Source organism: Streptomyces sp. GS7, from assembly GCF_009834125.1.
Lineage (GTDB): Bacteria > Actinomycetota > Actinomycetes > Streptomycetales > Streptomycetaceae > Streptomyces.
Genome location: NZ_CP047146.1, coordinates 6,436,570 through 6,451,973 on the forward strand (window position 1 = coordinate 6,436,570; position 15,404 = coordinate 6,451,973).

The following is a 15,404-nucleotide window of genomic DNA, read 5'->3' on the forward strand; positions in this document are numbered from 1 at the left end:
GTGCGTCAGGCGCCGTCGCGCCTGCGCTCGTGGTACGTACGCCGGGTGTGCTCGGTGTGCGCGCGCATCACGGCGGTGGCGCGCGCCTCGTCGCCGTCGGCGATCGCCGCGATCAGCTCGCGGTGCTCGGTCCAGGACTGCTTGCCGCGCTGCCGGGCCACCGGAGTGTAGTACCAGCGCACCCGCCGACCGACCTGTTCGGCCAGCTCCGCGAGCACCGCGTTGCCGGCCAACTCCATGACCTTGGCGTGGAATTGCGCGTTGCACACCACCGCGGCATCCACGTCGTCGTCGCGGACGGCGCGCTCGCCCCGCTCGCACAGACCCGCCAGCTCCGCGACCCCGGACGCGTCCGCATGCGCCGCGGCGAGCCGGGCGGCCTCCGCCTCCAGCAGCGTACGGACCGTCAGCAGCTGGTCGGCCTCCTCCTCGGTGGGCTCGTGGACGAAGGCGCCCTGCGCGGGCCGCAGATCGACCCAGCCGTCGGTGTTCAGCCGCTGGAGCGCCTCGCGGACCGGCTGCCGGGAGACCCCGAGATGGCCCGCGAGTTCGCTCTCGACCAGGTGCTGGCCGGGTCGCAGCGCGCGGGTGGTGATGAGTTCGAGCAGCGCCTCGTAGACGCGCTCGCGGAGCGGGCCGGGGCGTTCGAGCTTCGGCACGGTTCCCTGCGGTAGCCCTGTGGACAGCATCGAGGTCCCCCTCCGCAATTGGTTATCGTCTACAGTCTACTGAGCACGGCCCGCGCCCCCCGGTCCGAGCCGCCCGCCGCACCTCCCGCCGAGCCGATCGGGCACCTGCCCGCCGCGGAGCAGGCCGCCACCGCACGCTCCCGGTGCAGGACAATGAGATCGCCGAGGTCGCCGCAGCGCACGACGACCCGGTGGCCCGCGGCACCCTCCGTATCAAGGGTCGCTTCGGCCACCCGCACGACAGCAGCACCGAATCCGACGAGTGGGACTGGTCAGACATGGGACGGGTCACTGAGCGACGCCGCGTCATCCGCATCCGCGACGGTGCCGTGAGCACCCGTCCGGACACCCTGGTCACCGAGGAGCCGCTGGAGATACGCCTGGGCGGCAAGCCGCTGGCGATCACCATGCGGACCCCCGGCGACGACTTCGCACTGGCCGCGGGCTTCCTCGTCAGCGAGGGCGTGCTCGCGCGCGCCGACGAGCTGGCCAACATCGTCTACTGCGCGGGGGCCACGGAAGACGGTAGGAACACCTACAACGTCGTGGACGTCCGGCTGGCCGAGGGGGTACCCCTCCCGGACATCACGCTGGAGCGGAACGTCTACACGACGTCGTCCTGCGGTCTGTGCGGCAAGGCCAGCCTGGACGCGGTCCGCACCATCGCGCGCTGGCCGCTGGACTCCCCCTCCGGCGACCCGGTCCGTATCGACCCGGCGACGCTGGCGGCCCTGCCCGACCGGCTGCGGGCCGCGCAGCGCGTCTTCGAGCGGACCGGGGGCCTGCATGCCGCCGCGCTGTTCACCGCGGACGGCGAACTGCTGGACATACGGGAGGACGTGGGGCGGCACAACGCGGTGGACAAGATCGTCGGGCGGGCGCTCCAGGACGGCCGGCTGCCGCTGTCGTCGTGTGTGCTGATGGTCTCCGGGCGGGCGTCGTTCGAGCTGGCGCAGAAGGCCGTGATGGCCGGCATCCCCGTCCTGGCCGCGGTCTCCGCCCCATCGTCGCTGGCCGTCGACCTGGCCGCCGAGACCGGGCTGACGCTGGTCGGGTTCCTGCGCGGCGCCTCTATGAACGTGTACGCGGGCGAGCACCGGCTCGCCCTGGGGACGGCGGCCACCACGGGCTGAGACCGCCCGGCCGGTCATTCCCCCGGGGATACGATCCGGGTCAGCAGCGCGACCAGCTGCGCCCGTTCCTCCTCGCTCAGCGCGGCGGTCAGCTCGGCGTTGGCCGTGTCGCCGAGCCGCTGCGTACGGCGCAGCCGCCGCTCCCCCTCCGCCGAGATCTCCACGGCGTTCTTCCGCCGGTCCTTGGGGTCGGGGGTACGGGTGACCAGCCCGTCGCGCTGGAGGTCGTTGACGATCGCGACCATGTCCTTGGGGTCGATGCCCACCGTCCGGCCCAGCTCCGCCTGGGAGACCGGGCCGAGTTCGGCGACCGCGGACAGCACGGCGTGATGCATCATCCGCATGCCTTCGGTGGCGAGCGCCTCGGCGACGAGCCGGTGGCCGCGGGCGGCGGCACGGCCCAGCAGCCAGCTGGGGAGGGCGCGGATACGGCTGGGGGCGTAGGGGGTGTCGGCCATGGGGCCACCGTACCGAGAATTTCATGGGAGGCACCAACATAGGGATTCCCAACGAAAACCATTGGCAGCCCCAATGGTTTGTGGTTATCGTTGGGGCACCCAATGAAACCGGTCGGAGTGCGACCGACTCCCGTGGAGGTGACGGCCCATGCGCCGCGTCCGATTCCATGCCTACGGCGGCCCCGAGGTCCTGCGCATGGAGGAGACCGAGGAGCCGGTACCCGGCCCCGGCGACCTCCTGGTGCGCACGGAGGCGATCGGCGTCACCCTGCCGTCGGTGCGGCAGGTGCGCGGCGACGGGAAGGGTGGCGGGGTGCCGCTGCCCGGGGTGCTCGGCGGGGAGATCGCGGGAGCGGTCATCGCGGTCGGGCCGGACGTCAGCGGCTTCGCCGTGGGCGACCGCGTCACCTCGCTCACCCTCACCGGCTCGTACGGCGAACTCGCCCTCGCGCCCGCCTTCCTGGCCAGCCGCATCCCCGACGGCGCGAGCGCGGTGCAGGCGGTGGCGCTGGTCCGCAGCGGGCATGTCGCGCTCGCCGCGCTCAGCACCGCCGCACCGGCCGCCGGCGAGTCCGTACTGATCACCGGCGCGGCCAGCGCCACCGGGCACCTCGCCGTCCAACTCGCCAAGCTCCAGGGGGTGCCGCGGGTGGTGGCCGCGGTCGGTTCCCCGGCCAAGGCGGAGTTCCTGTACGGGCTGGGCGCCGACGAGGTGGTGACCTACGACCAGGACTCCTGGGGCGAGCCGGCCGACATCGTGCTGGACGGCGTCGGCGGCGACCTGCTGCCGCGCGCGCTGGCGGCGCTCGCGCCCGGCGGGCGGCTGGTGTTCTTCAACTCCGGCGGCGGCACGGTCCCGGCGTACGAACTGCTGGCGGGTGCGAAGACCATCACCGGACTGACCATGCGGCGCTTCTCGACCGTCCATCGGCAGCTGTACGCACAGCACCGCGAGCAGCTGTGGGAACTGGCCGGATCCGGCCGGCTGCGGGCCGCGGTGCACGCCGAACTGCCGCTGGCGGAGGCGGCGAAGGCGCACGAGATCATCGAGGCCAGGGCCAATCTCGGCAAGGTGGTCCTCCGGCCGTGACCCGTCCGGTACCCGCCGCCGCGCCCCCGCGCACCCCGGGCGGCGCACACGGCGCATCGCTCCCGTTCCGGGAGAGTGAATTCCGGCCCCCGCGCGGAGAACCGACGCAGGCTCCTTGTCGCGGTCCGCACGCGGCAGTAGCTTCCGTCGCACCTGCACATAGGACGTTGGATGTCCTGATGACCCGACCCGATGCCTCGAAGGGCAGGCCGGACCATGACGTCAGTTCTCCGCGCACACCCCCGCCTCCGCAGCAGACCCCGGCGCCACCGCACACCGGCCCCCCTCGCCGCCCTCGCCGCGCTGACCGCCACCGCCCTCACCGCCCTGGCGACCGCCCCCGCCCAGGGCGCGCAGGACGCCCCCTCGGGCGGCTTCGACCAGCAGGTCCTCTTCAAGGCGGCCCGGGAGAAGGGGTACTTCTGCTTCCGGGTGCCCACCGTCGTGCGGACCCCCCGCGGCACCCTCCTCGCGTTCGCCGAGGGCCGGGTGCACGACTGCGGTGACGCGGGCGACATCGACCTCGTCCTCAAGCGCTCCACCGACGGCGGCCGGACCTGGGGCCCGCTGCGGGTCGTCAACCACGGCAACGGCGACACCCACGGCAACCCGACGCCCATCGTGGACCGCCGCACCGGCCGCGTCGTCATCGCCGAGACCTACAACAAGGGCCGCACCGACGGCCTCAGTTGCGACGTCCCCTGCGACCGCACCCCGCACCTCCAGTACAGCGACGACGACGGCACCACCTGGTCCGCGCCCCGGGACCTCACCCCGCGCATCCGCCCCCGGCAGTGGAACTCCTGGTACGCCACCGGGCCCGTGCACGGCATCCAGCTCACCAGGGGCCGGTACGCGGGCCGCCTGCTGTTCGGCGTCAACGCCGAGAGCTACGCGGGCCACCGGATAACCGCCAACCACGCCGCCCTGATCCACAGCGACGACGGGGGCGCCACCTGGAGGATCGGCGCAGTCGACACCTGGCCGATCGCCGCGGACGGCACCTTCCGCCAGAAGCCCTCCGAAATGACCCTCCTGGAACGCTCCGACGGCTCCGTCTATGTCAACGGGCGGGAGCAGGACGGCACCGACCTGGGCAACCGCACCGCGGCGGTCAGTCGCGACGGCGGCGACTCCTTCACGGCCCCGTTCCGCGCCATCCCCGACCTCTACACCCCGATGGTGCAGGCCTCGTCGCTGCTCCTGCCGCACTCGTCCGCCGCCGGGGGCCGCAGCCGCACCCTGCTCGCCGCGCCCGCCGACCCCGACCGCCGGCGCACCATGACCATCCGGTCCTCCTACGACGAGGGCCGCACCTGGGAAGGCGTCGACCGCGGCGCCCGGGTCACCGCCGACTGGTCCGGCTACTCGGACCTGGTCGCCATCTCCCCCCACGTCACCGGCCTGCTCTACGAGGGCGGCACCGCCGACGCCCGCGACGAGATCCGCTTCGCCCGCTTCACCGAGGACTGGCTCGGGCCGCGCCGCGCCCCGGACCCGACCACGCCCGACACCGCCCGCGGCGCCCGCCCGGCGCTGGTCCTGGGCGGCGCCCGCCCCACCACCGGCCCGTTCGGCCGCGCGCTGTCCTTCGACGGCAGGGACGCCGCCGTCCGCCTCCCCTTCCGCCCCTCGCTCCCCCTGGACAGCGACGACTTCACCTGCACCCTGTGGTTCCGCTACCGGGCCACGCGCGGGGAGCAACCGCTGCTGTGGATGGGCGGGGTGGGCGGCACCTCCCCGCAGGTCGCGGTGGTCGGCGACCCCGCGCACCGCCGGATCACCGCCCGTCTGACGGCCGTCGACGGGGCCCGGCCCCCCGCCACCGCCCAGGTGTCGTCCGACGGCGCCCACAACGACGGGGGCTGGCACCACCTCGCGCTGCGCCGCACCCGCGGCCGGCTGCTGCTCACGGTGGACGGCACCGCGACCACCACCGCCACCGACGTCCCCGGGTCGGTCAGCCGCACCTCGGTCTTCGGCGTCCACCTGGGCCAGCGGCCCGACGGCCGCGCCCAGTTCACCGGCGCCCTCGCCGAGGTACGCGTCTACCGGCGGGCCCTGACCGACTCCGAGCTCTCCCGGGTCCGGGGCACCGACGCCCCGGTCGCCGGCCCGCTGGTCCTCGGGCTCCCGCTGGACCGGGTGACCGGGGGCGGACCGGACTGACCCCGCCCGGCGCCGGCGGCGTCCGGCGCCTCCCCCCCTTCCGCTTCCGCCGCATCTGCCGCATCCGCCCTTGCCGCATACCGCTTCGCGAGCACCGCGCACACCATCAACTGCATCTGGTGGAACAGCATCAGCGGCAGCACCGCCAGCCCGGCCTGGGCGCCGAAGAGGACACTGGCCATCGGGAGCCCGGCGGCCAGGCTCTTCTTCGAACCGGCGAAGGTGATCGCGATCCGGTCCGCCCGCGGGAAGCCCAGCCGCTTCGAGCCGTACGAGGTGACGGTCAGCATGGCCGCCAGCAGGACCGCCTCCACGCCCAGGAGGCACAGCAGCCGCAGCGGGGAGACCTGGTGCCAGATGCCCTGGACCATCCCGGCGCTGAACGCGGCGTAGACGACCAGCAGGATCGAACCGCGGTCCACGAAACCGAGGACCTTCTTGCGGCGGACGAGGAACCCGGCCATCCAGCGCCGCAGTAACTGCCCCGCGAGGAACGGCAGCAGCAGCTGGCAGACGATCGAGACGAGCGAGTGCGCGGAGAAGCCGCCGCCGTTGCCGTGCAGCACCAGTGCGGCCAGCAGCGGCGTGACGACGATCCCGACGATGCTGGAGAACGACCCGGCGCAGATCGCCGCCGCCACATTGCCGCGCGCTATGGAGGTGAACGCGATCGACGACTGGACCGTCGACGGCACCAGGCACAGGAACAGCAGGCCGGTGTAGAGGTTCGGCGGCAGGACGTACGGGACCAGGCCGCGGGCGGCCAGGCCGAGCACCGGGAAGACCACGAAGGTGCAGGCCAGGGTGGTCAGATGGAGGCGCCAGTGACGCAGCCCGTCCATCGCCTCCCGGGTGGAGAGCCGCGCCCCGTAGAGGAAGAAGAGCAGCGCGACGGCGCCCGTGGAGGCGCCGTCGGCGACGGTGGCGGCGGGGCCGCGGGCGGGCAGCAGGGCCGCCAGGGCGACGGTCCCGAGCAGCGCCAGGATGTAACCGTCCACGGGGAGCCGGGAGGGGAGGCGGAACACAGGGCGGCGCATGGTCTCTCTTCGGGGTCGGCGGCTCTCGGGCGGCGGGGACGGTGCCCTCCCCAGACTGCCGGTCGCCGCGGCGATCGGGAACCCCTCTTACTGTGGTGACTGTCATCATGAATCGAGATGAGCGGGCCCCACGCCGTCCGGCCCGACCCTGGAGGTTCCCGTGTTCGAGCCCGCGCAGCTGCGCACCTTCCTCGCCGTGGCGCAGACGCTGAGCTTCACCCAGGCCGCGCACCGACTCGGGCTGCGGCAGTCGACGGTGAGCCAGCACGTGCGGAAGCTGGAGGAGGCCGCCGGGCGGCGGCTGTTCGCCCGGGATACCCATGCCGTGGAACTCACCGAGGACGGCGAGGCGATGCTCGGCTTCGCGCGCACCATTCTGGAGGCCAACGAGCGGGCCACGAGCTTCTTCGCCGGGACCCGGCTGCGCGGGCGGCTCCGCTTCGGCGCCTCCGAGGACTTCGTGCTGACGCGCCTGCCGGAGGTGCTCGAAGGGTTCCGGCGCGACCACCCCGAGGTCGATCTGGAGCTGACCGTGGAGCTGTCCGGCACGCTGCACGAGCTGCTGGCGGCCGGTCGGCTGGACCTCGTACTGGCCAAGCGCCGGCCGGAGGAGTCGCGCGGGCGGCTGGTGTGGCGGGACCGGCTGGTGTGGGTGGGCACCGACCGGCTGCGGCTGGATCCGCAGCAGCCGGTCCCGCTGGTCGTTTTCCCGCCACCCGCGGTGACCCGGACCCGTGCGCTGGAGGCGCTGGAGCGCCACGGCCGGGAGTGGCGGATCACCTGCACCAGCGGCAGCCTGAACGGACTGATCGCGGCGACCCGGGCGGGCCTGGGCGTCATGGCGCACTCCCTGGGGATGCTCCCGCCCGGCCTGGTCCGGATACCGCCGCGCGCGGGGCTGCCGGAGCTGGGCGGGGTGGACTTCGTCCTGCTGCACGGGCAGCGCGCCGGCGCCGCCCGCGGTCCGGCGGAGGCCCTGGCCGAGGCGATCCTGGCGGGCGGCGACCGGCTGCACCTCCCCCAGGGGCTGCCGTAGGGCCTGCCCGATGGGCCGGTGGCATATTCCGCGGATCTCCCGAAGATCTCCTTCGGATCTCCGGCGGAGCGCCGCACTCCTCTCAGGGGGCGCGCCAGCACCGCGGTGGGTGCAGAGATTTGGTGCAGATCCGGTCCCGGCAGCGTGATCGTCCGGCGGCGAAACAGCCGGACAATGTCCGTGGTTACCCGAAGTAACCCAATTTCGCCGCTTGGCCGGTTCCCGCGGCGGAGCGTTCGCGACGTGGTACCGCACTCCCGCCCGCCGCCGCCGTGGGGTACGGTCGCGGCCTTGTGAGAAGCACCACGAGGAGCTGGGCAATTGCGCGAGTTCACCGTCCCGCCTTTGGCGACCGCGCCCCGGGTCGGCGGGCTGGCCGACTCCGTCTACGACAATGCCGCATCCGACCCCGACCGGACCGCTCTGGCGCGTAAGGACGCCGCGGGGCAGTGGGAGATCGTCACCGCCGCACAGTTCCGGGACGAGGTCATGGCACTGGCCAAGGGCCTGCTCGCGCAGGGCGTCCGGTTCGGCGACCGGGTCGGCATCATGTCCCGTACGCGCTACGAGTGGACGCTCTTCGACTACGCGCTGTGGTCCGTCGGCGCCCAGTCCGTGCCGCTGTACCCGACGTCGTCGGCCGAGCAGGTCTTCTGGATGCTGCACAACGCCGACGTCTCGGCCGCGCTCGTCGAGCACGAGGACCACGCGATGACCGTCGGCTCGGTCATCGACCGACTCCCCCAACTGCGCAAGCTCTGGCAGCTGGACCGCGATCCGGTGGCCGAACTGACCGCGGCCGGTGCGCACATCGACGACGAGGTGGTGCACCGCCACCGGATGGCCGTCACCCCGGAAGCCACCGCGACGATCATCTACACCTCCGGCACCACCGGCCGCCCCAAGGGCTGCGTCATCACGCACGCCAACTTCATGGCCGAGGCCGACAACATCGTGCTGCGCTACGACAAGGTCTTCCGCTCGAAGCCCGGCGACGAGGCCGCGACCCTGCTCTTCCTGCCGCTGGCGCACGTCTTCGGGCGGATGGTGCAGGTCGCCGCGATCCGCGGCCGGGTCAAGCTGGGCCACCAGCCCGAACTCGCCGCCCGCGCCCTGATCCCGGACCTCCAGACGTTCCGCCCCACCTTCATCCTGGCCGTGCCGTACATCTTCGAGAAGGTCTTCGCCGCGGCCCGGCGGCGGGCGGAGGCGGACGGCAAGGTCGGCCCGTTCGACAAGGCCGTCGACATCGCGGTGCGCTACGCGGCGGCGATGGAGCACAAGGCGTTCGGCACCGGCTCCGGTCCGGGCGCCTCGCTGCGGATGCAGCACCAGATCTTCGACAAGCTGGTCTACGGCAAGGTCCGCGAGGCGATGGGCGGCCGGGTGCGGCACGCGATGTCCGGTGGTTCGGCCATGGAGCGGCGGCTGGGGCTGTTCTTCGCCGGCGCCGGCGTACGGATCTTCGAGGGCTACGGCCTGACGGAGAGCACCGCCGCCGCCACCGCGAACCCGCCGGAGCGGACCCGCTTCGGCACCGTCGGCACGCCCGTCCCCGGCACCACCGTCCATATCGCCGAGGACGGCGAGATCTGGCTCTACGGAGGCCAGATCTTCCAGGGCTACCACAACAACCCCAAGGCGACCGACGCCGTGCTGCACGACGGCTGGTTCTCCACCGGCGACCTCGGCGCCCTGGACGAGGACGGCTATCTGACGATCACCGGCCGCAAGAAGGAAATCCTCGTCACCTCGGGCGGCAAGTCGGTCTCGCCGGTGTCCCTGGAGGAGCGCGTACGGGCGCATCCGCTGGTCGCCCAGTGCATCGTCGTCGGAAACGACCGGCCGTTCATCGCCGCGCTGGTGACGCTGGACCCCGAGGCGGTCGCGCACTGGCTGGCCATGCGCGGCAAGCCGGAGATGCCGGCGAGCGACCTGGTGCGCGACCCGGATCTGGAGACCGAGATCCGGCGCGCCGTCGTCGCCGCGAACACCTCGGTCTCCCAGGCCGAGTCGATCCGCACGTTCCGGATACTGGCCAACCAGTTCACCGAGGAGCACGGCCTGCTGACGCCGTCCCTCAAGCTCAAGCGCAAGGCCATCGAGACGGCCTACTCGGTGGAGGTCGACGCGCTGTACCGGGGGTGAGGGGCGGGGCACGGAGCGGGGCCGCCGGCCGCCGGGAGGGGCCCTTACGGGATGACCCGGATTTCCGGAGCTTGTCGGCATGCGCGGGAATGTCCGGGGACGGATGATCGTTGAGACCGCAGTACACGAAAGCCGACGTAAGGATCGATTCCCCCGTGAGCACGGTTCCGTCCATCACGCTCAACAACGACCTCGCGATGCCCCAGCTCGGTTACGGCGTCTGGCAGATCCCCGACGACGACGCGTTCACGGCCGTCGGGCGCGCCCTGGAGGCCGGGTACCGCAGCATCGACACCGCGGCGATCTACGGCAACGAAGAGGGCACCGGAAAGGCTCTCGCCGCCTCGGGCATCGCCCGCGAGGAGCTCTTCGTCACGACCAAGCTCTGGAATTCGGAGCAGGGCTACGACTCCACCCTCCGCGCCTTCGACGCCTCACTGGCCAAGCTCGGCCTGGAGTACGTCGACCTGTACCTGATCCACTGGCCGCTCCCGGCCCGGGACACGTACGTCGACACGTACAAGGCGTTCGAGAAGATCTACGCGGACGGCCGCGCCAAGGCCATCGGCGTCTCCAACTTCCAGCCCGCCCACCTGGAGCGGCTGCTGGGCGAGACCTCGGTCGTCCCGGCCGTCAACCAGATCGAGCTGCACCCGCAGCTCCAGCAGGCCGAGTCCCGCGCGTTCCACGCCGAGCACGGCATCGCCACCGAGGCCTGGTCGCCGCTCGGCCAGGGCAAGAGCCTCCTGGCCGACCCGACCATCGCCAAGATCGCCGAGAAGCACGGCAGGACCCCCGCCCAGGTGGTCCTGCGCTGGCACCTCCAGGTCGGCAACATCGTCATCCCCAAGTCCGCCACCCCGTCGCGGATCCGGGAGAACTTCGACGTCTTCGGGTTCGCGCTGGACGACGCGGACCTGGCAGCCGTCGCCGGCCTGGACTCGGGCAACCGCCTCGGCCCGGACCCGGCCACGTTCGACATGGCGTGAAGCCCTGAGGCCGCCGCACGGCCGACGATGCCCTACGGCGCCGAGTGGCGGGGTCGCCGGGCGGCGGGAAGTGTGGAAAGGGGGGCGCTCCCAGCGGGCCGGCCGTCCGGGCCGGTTGCCACTGGCCGGCCACCACTCCGCTCCGAGGAGGCACCGATGCCCGACGCCACCACTCCCTACGCTCCCGGGACACCCTGCTGGGTCGACCTCGCGGCCCCGGACCAGCAGGCCGCCATCGACTTCTACGCCGGTGTCCTCGGCTGGACCGGCGAGATCGGCCCGGCGGAGACCGGCGGTTATGCCGTGTGCCTGCTGAACGGGAAACCGGTCGCCGGCATCATGGCCGCGGTCCCCATGGGCGACCAGCCCGCGCCGCCGACCGTCTGGACCACGTATCTGTCCTCCGCCGACGCGGACGCCACCGCGCGGTCGGTGGAGTCCGCCGGCGGCGCCGTGCTGACGCCCGTCATGGACGTGATGACCCTCGGCCGGATGTGCATCGCCGCCGACCCCACCGGCGCGGTCTTCGGCGTCTGGCAGCCGGTCGACTTCCCCGGCGCCGGCGTGGTCAACGAGAGCGGCGCGCTGATCTGGAACGAGCTCAACACCAGCGACCGCTCCGCCGCCTCCGCCTTCTACCAGGCCGCCCTCGGCATCGAGACCGCCGAGATGGAAGGCGCCCCGCACTACTACTCACTGAACGTGAACGGGCGCCCCGTGGGCGGTATGCAGCCGATGCCGGAGCATCTGCCCGCCGACACCCCGTCGCACTGGCTGACGTACTTCGCGGTGGCGGACGCCGACGCGGCGGTCGCCAAGGTGACCGCGGCCGGCGGCAGCGCGATCATGGAGCCCTTCGACATGATCGCCGGCCGGATGGCCGTCGTGGCCGACCCGCAGGGCGCGGTCTTCGCCGTGATCCACCCGAAGCCGATGGCACAGGGCTGACGGCCGCCGGACGGCGTGACCGGGTGACCGGCGGGCGGTCCGGCGCACCGGAGACCGACGCGGCGCCGTGGGCGGCGAACTCCCGGTTGCGGTGCGCGAAACCGGCCCGGGTGAGCGGGAGTTGACCGGGACCGGAGCGCCGGTCAGTGTGCGCGCGCCGTGTGCACCGTCTGCGCGGCGAGCAGGAAGGCGTCCGGGCGGCGGGTGATGCCGGCGGGGTCGTAGGGGTCCGCGAGACGGGCGAGGGTGCTCAGGTCGTCCGGATCCAGCTGGTCGCCGTAGAGCTCCATGGCGCGGGTGAGATTGGCCTGGATGTAGTGGCGGGCGTCGGCGGAGAGGGGTGCCGGCAGGTCCAGCAGGAAGCTTCGGGTCCGGGGGGTGCGCAGGCCGGCGTCGGCCAGGAAGGCGGGCCAGTCCTCGATGGCGCCGGCGGTGCCGGGGAGCGCCGCGCGCATCTCGGTGAACCAGTCCTCGGCCGCCGCGTCCAGGCGCGACAGGAGTCCGGGCCGGCCGATGCCGATGTCGCGCGGCAGGAAGCGCGGCGCCAGGCCGCCCTCGGAGACGGCGAGCAGCCCACCGGGCCGCAGGTGGCCGGCGAGGGCGGCGACCGCGCCGCGCTGGTCGCCGACGTGGTGCAGCGCCCGGCTCGACCAGATGACGTCGGCGCCGCCGAGTGCGTCCAGGCCGTACGGGACTTCGGCGAGGTGGGTGTGGATCCGGTCGCCGAGGCCGAGGCGTGCGGCGCGGTCCCGGGCACGCTCCAGGAGTGCCTCGTTCGCGTCCACCGCGCACACTTCGGCGGCCGGGAAGGCGCCGGCCAGGAGGCAGCTGACGACGCCCGGTCCGCTGCCGACGTCCAGGATCCGGCCGACGGTGTCCTGCCCGGCACCGGTGCCTGACGCGACATCAGGGACCAGCAGGTCCCGCAGCCACCCCGCCGCCTGCTCGTACAGCGGGGTCTGGAGGGCGGCGCCCCGTTCGAGGAGCGGGCCGAGCCGCGCCCAGTCGATGGCGACGCCGTCCTGCGGGTGCCCGGGTACGGGGCGGTCGTGACTGCTCATGACATCGAGCCTCCGTTACGGGTCGTTGCGGGGCAAACCGCCGTCCGGCCCGGAGGTCCCCGCCAAGGCCCTGGTTACGGGCCGGCGGCGGACCACCGTAGGGTCGGGACCTGTGGGTACTCCGGGATGGATGCCGCCGACGGAAACCGAGCGGCGGCTGTACGAAGCGACGGCGCGTGGTGACTGGGACGGACAGGTCGCGGCGATCGCCGGCGAGGATCTGTATATGGCGGTGCCGCAGCAGGGTCAGGACCCGCTCCCCGTCTACGACGACCCGGCGGCGGGCGGTAAGTGCATTCCCGTACTGACGCGCGGCATGCTGCCGCCCTGGCAGCCACAGCAGTTTTTCGACCGGGTGTCGGTCGAGGAGCTGGCGCAGGACTGGCCCAACGACCGGTGGCGGCTGGCGGTCAACCCGGGCACGCCGTTCGCCGCGTACCTCGCGGCGACACCGGCCCACCGGGCCGGCTGGCTGCGGGTCCGGACGCAGTACGGGGTGCGGCCCGGCGGGCTGCTCGCCACGCACCAGGGCGCTCCGCAGCACGGCCCGGTCGCCCAGGGACTGGCCTGCGGCGCGCCGCTCGCGGTGCACCACAGCGTCCCGTGGAACGAGCTGGGCACCGCGTTCCTGGACTACGCCGCGGACGCGCAGACGCTGCGCGAGCAGTGGTCGGTGACCGACCCGGCCGGCTGGCAGCAGCGCTTCGACCAGCTGCTCGGCGGGCAGTTCGTACCGGCCGACACGGAGGCGGCGCTGCGCGCCCGGCACGGCGGTACCGAGGAGGCCGAGGCCCCGTCCGGGGACGCGCCCGCGGTGCCCGAACTGGTGGGGCGGTACGAGGAGCGGTTCCGGGCGGACGGGCTGCTGCCGGCCGGCGGCCGGGTGGTGTCGCTGACCGCGCTCGACCTCGTGCACGCCGTCGGCCTGGTGCGGTGGGGTCTGGGCGCGCGGCTGTGCGCACCGCCGCAGGCCGAGCAGGCCGTGACGCGGGTGGCCGCGCGCGCCCGTGAGGTCTACGGCTCCTGGGAGGAGTTCGCCGCGGGCTATGCGCTGGGCCGGCTGCTGGCGTTCGACAACGGCTGGTTCGGGCCGCCGTACACCGAGGCGGCGCACATCCACCGGGTGCTGACCCAGGATCCGGCCTCGCCGTGGCGTTCTCTGCCGTTCCCCTGACGGGGCGGTACGCGGCACCGTTCGCCTGACAGGGGCGGCGGGGAACCGGGATGATGCAGGATCAGTACGGCACAGAGGACGGAAACGACATGGGCGGAAGCGGTATGCGCGGCGGGGCGCGCCGGTGGGCCACGACGGCGGAGCCGGCCCCGGCGGCCGACGCCGCACCGCCCGGGGCCCCGGCCCCGGCTCCGGCCGCCGCCGGGCGCCCGGCCCGCCGCCCCGCCTGGAAGCGGTACCGCACCGCGCTGCGCCGTACGCCGCTGTCCGTGTGGCACGGCGATGTGACGGACTGGGCGGCGAGCCTGACGTACTACTCGGTGCTGGCGCTGCTGCCGTCGGCGATCGTCACCATCTCGCTGATCGGGCTCGCCGATCCGGCGGGCACCGAGCAGCTGATCAACCGGCTCAGTTCGATCGCGCCGGCCGAGTCGGGCGCGACGGTCCGCCATGCGCTGGTCGTCATGGCGCACCAGCGCACGGCCGCGTGGGTGGTGGTCGGCGGTGCGCTGGCCAGCGCGCTGTGGTCGTCGTGCAGCTATCTCGCGGTGTTCCGGCGGGCGCTGCACGCCATGCACCGCACGAAGGACGACCGGCCGCCGTGGCGGAAGGCGCCGCGGATCATCGTGACGGCGCTGCTGCTGATGGCGCTGCTGATCAGCAGTGCGGTGGCGCTGCTGGTGAGCGGTCCGGTGGCGACGGCACTGGGCCGGGGGCTGGGTCTCGGGGAGGCGGGCGAGACGACCTGGAACGTGCTCCAGTGGCCGCTGCTGCTGCTCTTGGCGACCGTGCTGGCGATGGTGCTGTTCCGGTCCGGGCCGCCGCATTCGCGCGGGGTGCGGCGGGCGGGGCCGGGCGGGGTGCTGGCGGTGCTGCTGTGGCTGGTGTCGTCGGCGGGTTTCGCGTTCTACGCCTCGTACGTGGGCACCTTCAACCGGCTCTACGGTTCGCTCGCCGGACCCGTCGTGTTCCTGATCTGGCTGTGGTTCTCGAATCTGTCGCTGCTGTCCGGCGCCCAGTTCAACGTGGAGCTGGCGCGCGCCGGCCGGATCATCAAGCCGCGCGCGCCGAGCTGACGGCCGGGCCGGTCAGTCGGCGCCGTGCGCCGCGGCGATCTCCTCGATCCGGTGGGCCAGACCGAAGTCGAGCGCGGTGATCCGGCCGCCGATGCTGTGCGTGTTGACCGCGACGGCCAGCCGGTTGTACCCCAGCGTCAGATCCGCGTGGTGGCCCAACTCCTCCTGGATCCGGGCGATGTGCATCACCATCACGGCCGCCGGGAGGTGGCCGCGGAAGTGGTAGCGCCGGCACAGCAGGGTGCCGTCGACGGTCCAGCCGGGCAGCTTCGCGAGCCGGTCCTGGATCTCCGTGTCACTGAGCGGTTCCACCTGAGCTGCCATCGCACTCGCCTCCCGCAGTGTGCCGGTGCCGCCCTCCGGGTGCGGCACCTCCAGCCTGTCACGCCCGTAGCC

Annotated in this window: 13 protein-coding genes and 1 pseudogene; 9 read left to right on the top strand and 5 right to left on the bottom strand. The window is 73.2% G+C overall.

Annotated elements, in window-relative coordinates; genetic code table 11:
• Positions 1-5: 5 nt before the first annotated feature.
• A complete protein-coding gene (locus GR130_RS27965) occupies positions 6-689 on the bottom strand; it encodes a GntR family transcriptional regulator (protein ID WP_159507274.1) in 684 nt (227 codons plus the stop codon).
• A gap of 278 nt (positions 690-967) precedes the next feature.
• Here GR130_RS27965 and fdhD point away from each other — a divergent pair, with 278 nt between their 5' ends.
• Positions 968-1,822 (top strand): formate dehydrogenase accessory sulfurtransferase FdhD, encoded by an 855-nt coding sequence (gene fdhD, locus GR130_RS27970; protein ID WP_159510265.1) that lies wholly within the window; start codon positions 968-970, stop codon positions 1,820-1,822.
• Positions 1,823-1,836: 14 nt separating this feature from the next.
• Here fdhD and GR130_RS27975 read toward each other — a convergent pair whose 3' ends face one another.
• Positions 1,837-2,280 (bottom strand): MarR family winged helix-turn-helix transcriptional regulator, encoded by a 444-nt coding sequence (locus GR130_RS27975; RefSeq protein ID WP_159507275.1) that lies wholly within the window; start codon positions 2,278-2,280, stop codon positions 1,837-1,839.
• 148 nt (positions 2,281-2,428) lie between these two features.
• On the opposite strand from GR130_RS27975, the gene GR130_RS27980 reads away from it, so the two are divergent.
• Positions 2,429-3,370 carry a quinone oxidoreductase family protein gene (locus GR130_RS27980; RefSeq protein ID WP_159507276.1) on the top strand — a complete coding sequence of 314 codons (942 nt, stop codon included), beginning with the start codon at positions 2,429-2,431 and terminating at the stop codon, positions 3,368-3,370.
• 216 nt (positions 3,371-3,586) lie between these two features.
• A pseudogene (locus GR130_RS27985) lies at positions 3,587-5,527 on the top strand (exo-alpha-sialidase); the annotation flags it as partial.
• Here GR130_RS27985 and GR130_RS40995 read toward each other — a convergent pair.
• Positions 5,419-6,576 carry a bile acid:sodium symporter family protein gene (locus tag GR130_RS40995; protein WP_159507278.1) on the bottom strand — a complete coding sequence of 386 codons (1,158 nt, stop codon included), beginning with the start codon at positions 6,574-6,576 and terminating at the stop codon, positions 5,419-5,421. The pseudogene GR130_RS27985 and the gene GR130_RS40995 overlap by 109 nt on opposite strands.
• Before the next feature lie 160 nt (positions 6,577-6,736).
• On the opposite strand from GR130_RS40995, the gene GR130_RS27995 reads away from it, so the two are divergent.
• The 4 genes from GR130_RS27995 to GR130_RS28010 all read left to right on the top strand — a co-directional run bounded on the left by GR130_RS27995 (position 6,737) and on the right by GR130_RS28010 (position 11,697).
• Positions 6,737-7,612, top strand: coding sequence for a LysR family transcriptional regulator (locus tag GR130_RS27995; RefSeq protein WP_159507279.1), 876 nt, complete (start codon positions 6,737-6,739; stop codon positions 7,610-7,612).
• A gap of 321 nt (positions 7,613-7,933) precedes the next feature.
• Positions 7,934-9,760, top strand: coding sequence for an AMP-dependent synthetase/ligase (locus tag GR130_RS28000; RefSeq protein ID WP_201305021.1), 1,827 nt, complete (start codon positions 7,934-7,936; stop codon positions 9,758-9,760).
• Positions 9,761-9,915: 155 nt separating this feature from the next.
• A complete protein-coding gene (locus GR130_RS28005; protein WP_159507280.1) occupies positions 9,916-10,749 on the top strand; it encodes an aldo/keto reductase in 834 nt (277 codons plus the stop codon).
• Positions 10,750-10,905: 156 nt separating this feature from the next.
• Positions 10,906-11,697 (top strand): VOC family protein, encoded by a 792-nt coding sequence (locus GR130_RS28010; RefSeq protein ID WP_159507281.1) that lies wholly within the window; start codon positions 10,906-10,908, stop codon positions 11,695-11,697.
• Positions 11,698-11,840: 143 nt separating this feature from the next.
• On the opposite strand, the gene GR130_RS28015 is transcribed toward GR130_RS28010, so the two are convergent.
• On the bottom strand, positions 11,841-12,758 hold the full coding sequence (locus GR130_RS28015) for a class I SAM-dependent methyltransferase (protein ID WP_159507282.1): 918 nt from the start codon (positions 12,756-12,758) through the stop codon (positions 11,841-11,843).
• 130 nt (positions 12,759-12,888) lie between these two features.
• On the opposite strand from GR130_RS28015, the gene GR130_RS28020 reads away from it, so the two are divergent.
• Positions 12,889-13,932 (top strand): DUF1266 domain-containing protein, encoded by a 1,044-nt coding sequence (locus GR130_RS28020; protein ID WP_159507283.1) that lies wholly within the window; start codon positions 12,889-12,891, stop codon positions 13,930-13,932.
• An 89-nt stretch (positions 13,933-14,021) separates the two neighbouring features.
• Positions 14,022-15,008, top strand: a complete 987-nt coding sequence (locus GR130_RS28025; RefSeq protein WP_426799060.1) for a YihY/virulence factor BrkB family protein — start codon at positions 14,022-14,024, stop codon at positions 15,006-15,008.
• A 12-nt stretch (positions 15,009-15,020) separates the two neighbouring features.
• Here GR130_RS28025 and GR130_RS28030 read toward each other — a convergent pair whose 3' ends face one another.
• On the bottom strand, positions 15,021-15,332 hold the full coding sequence (locus GR130_RS28030) for a 4a-hydroxytetrahydrobiopterin dehydratase (RefSeq protein WP_159507284.1): 312 nt from the start codon (positions 15,330-15,332) through the stop codon (positions 15,021-15,023).
• Between the last annotated feature and the right edge of the window lie 72 nt (positions 15,333-15,404).

What these genes read in the sequence shown, in the direction of transcription:
- GR130_RS27965 (WP_159507274.1), bottom strand. Translation starts at nt 689, where the DNA reads ATGCTGTCCACAGGGCTACCGCAGGGAACCGTGCCGAAGCTCGAACGC.
- fdhD (WP_159510265.1), top strand. Translation starts at nt 968, where the DNA reads ATGGGACGGGTCACTGAGCGACGCCGCGTCATCCGCATCCGCGACGGT.
- GR130_RS27975 (WP_159507275.1), bottom strand. Translation starts at nt 2,280, where the DNA reads ATGGCCGACACCCCCTACGCCCCCAGCCGTATCCGCGCCCTCCCCAGC.
- GR130_RS27980 (WP_159507276.1), top strand. Translation starts at nt 2,429, where the DNA reads ATGCGCCGCGTCCGATTCCATGCCTACGGCGGCCCCGAGGTCCTGCGC.
- GR130_RS40995 (WP_159507278.1), bottom strand. Translation starts at nt 6,576, where the DNA reads ATGCGCCGCCCTGTGTTCCGCCTCCCCTCCCGGCTCCCCGTGGACGGT.
- GR130_RS28010 (WP_159507281.1), top strand. Translation starts at nt 10,906, where the DNA reads ATGCCCGACGCCACCACTCCCTACGCTCCCGGGACACCCTGCTGGGTC.
- GR130_RS28015 (WP_159507282.1), bottom strand. Translation starts at nt 12,758, where the DNA reads ATGAGCAGTCACGACCGCCCCGTACCCGGGCACCCGCAGGACGGCGTC.
- GR130_RS28020 (WP_159507283.1), top strand. Translation starts at nt 12,889, where the DNA reads ATGCCGCCGACGGAAACCGAGCGGCGGCTGTACGAAGCGACGGCGCGT.
- GR130_RS28025 (WP_426799060.1), top strand. Translation starts at nt 14,022, where the DNA reads ATGGGCGGAAGCGGTATGCGCGGCGGGGCGCGCCGGTGGGCCACGACG.
- GR130_RS28030 (WP_159507284.1), bottom strand. Translation starts at nt 15,332, where the DNA reads ATGGCAGCTCAGGTGGAACCGCTCAGTGACACGGAGATCCAGGACCGG.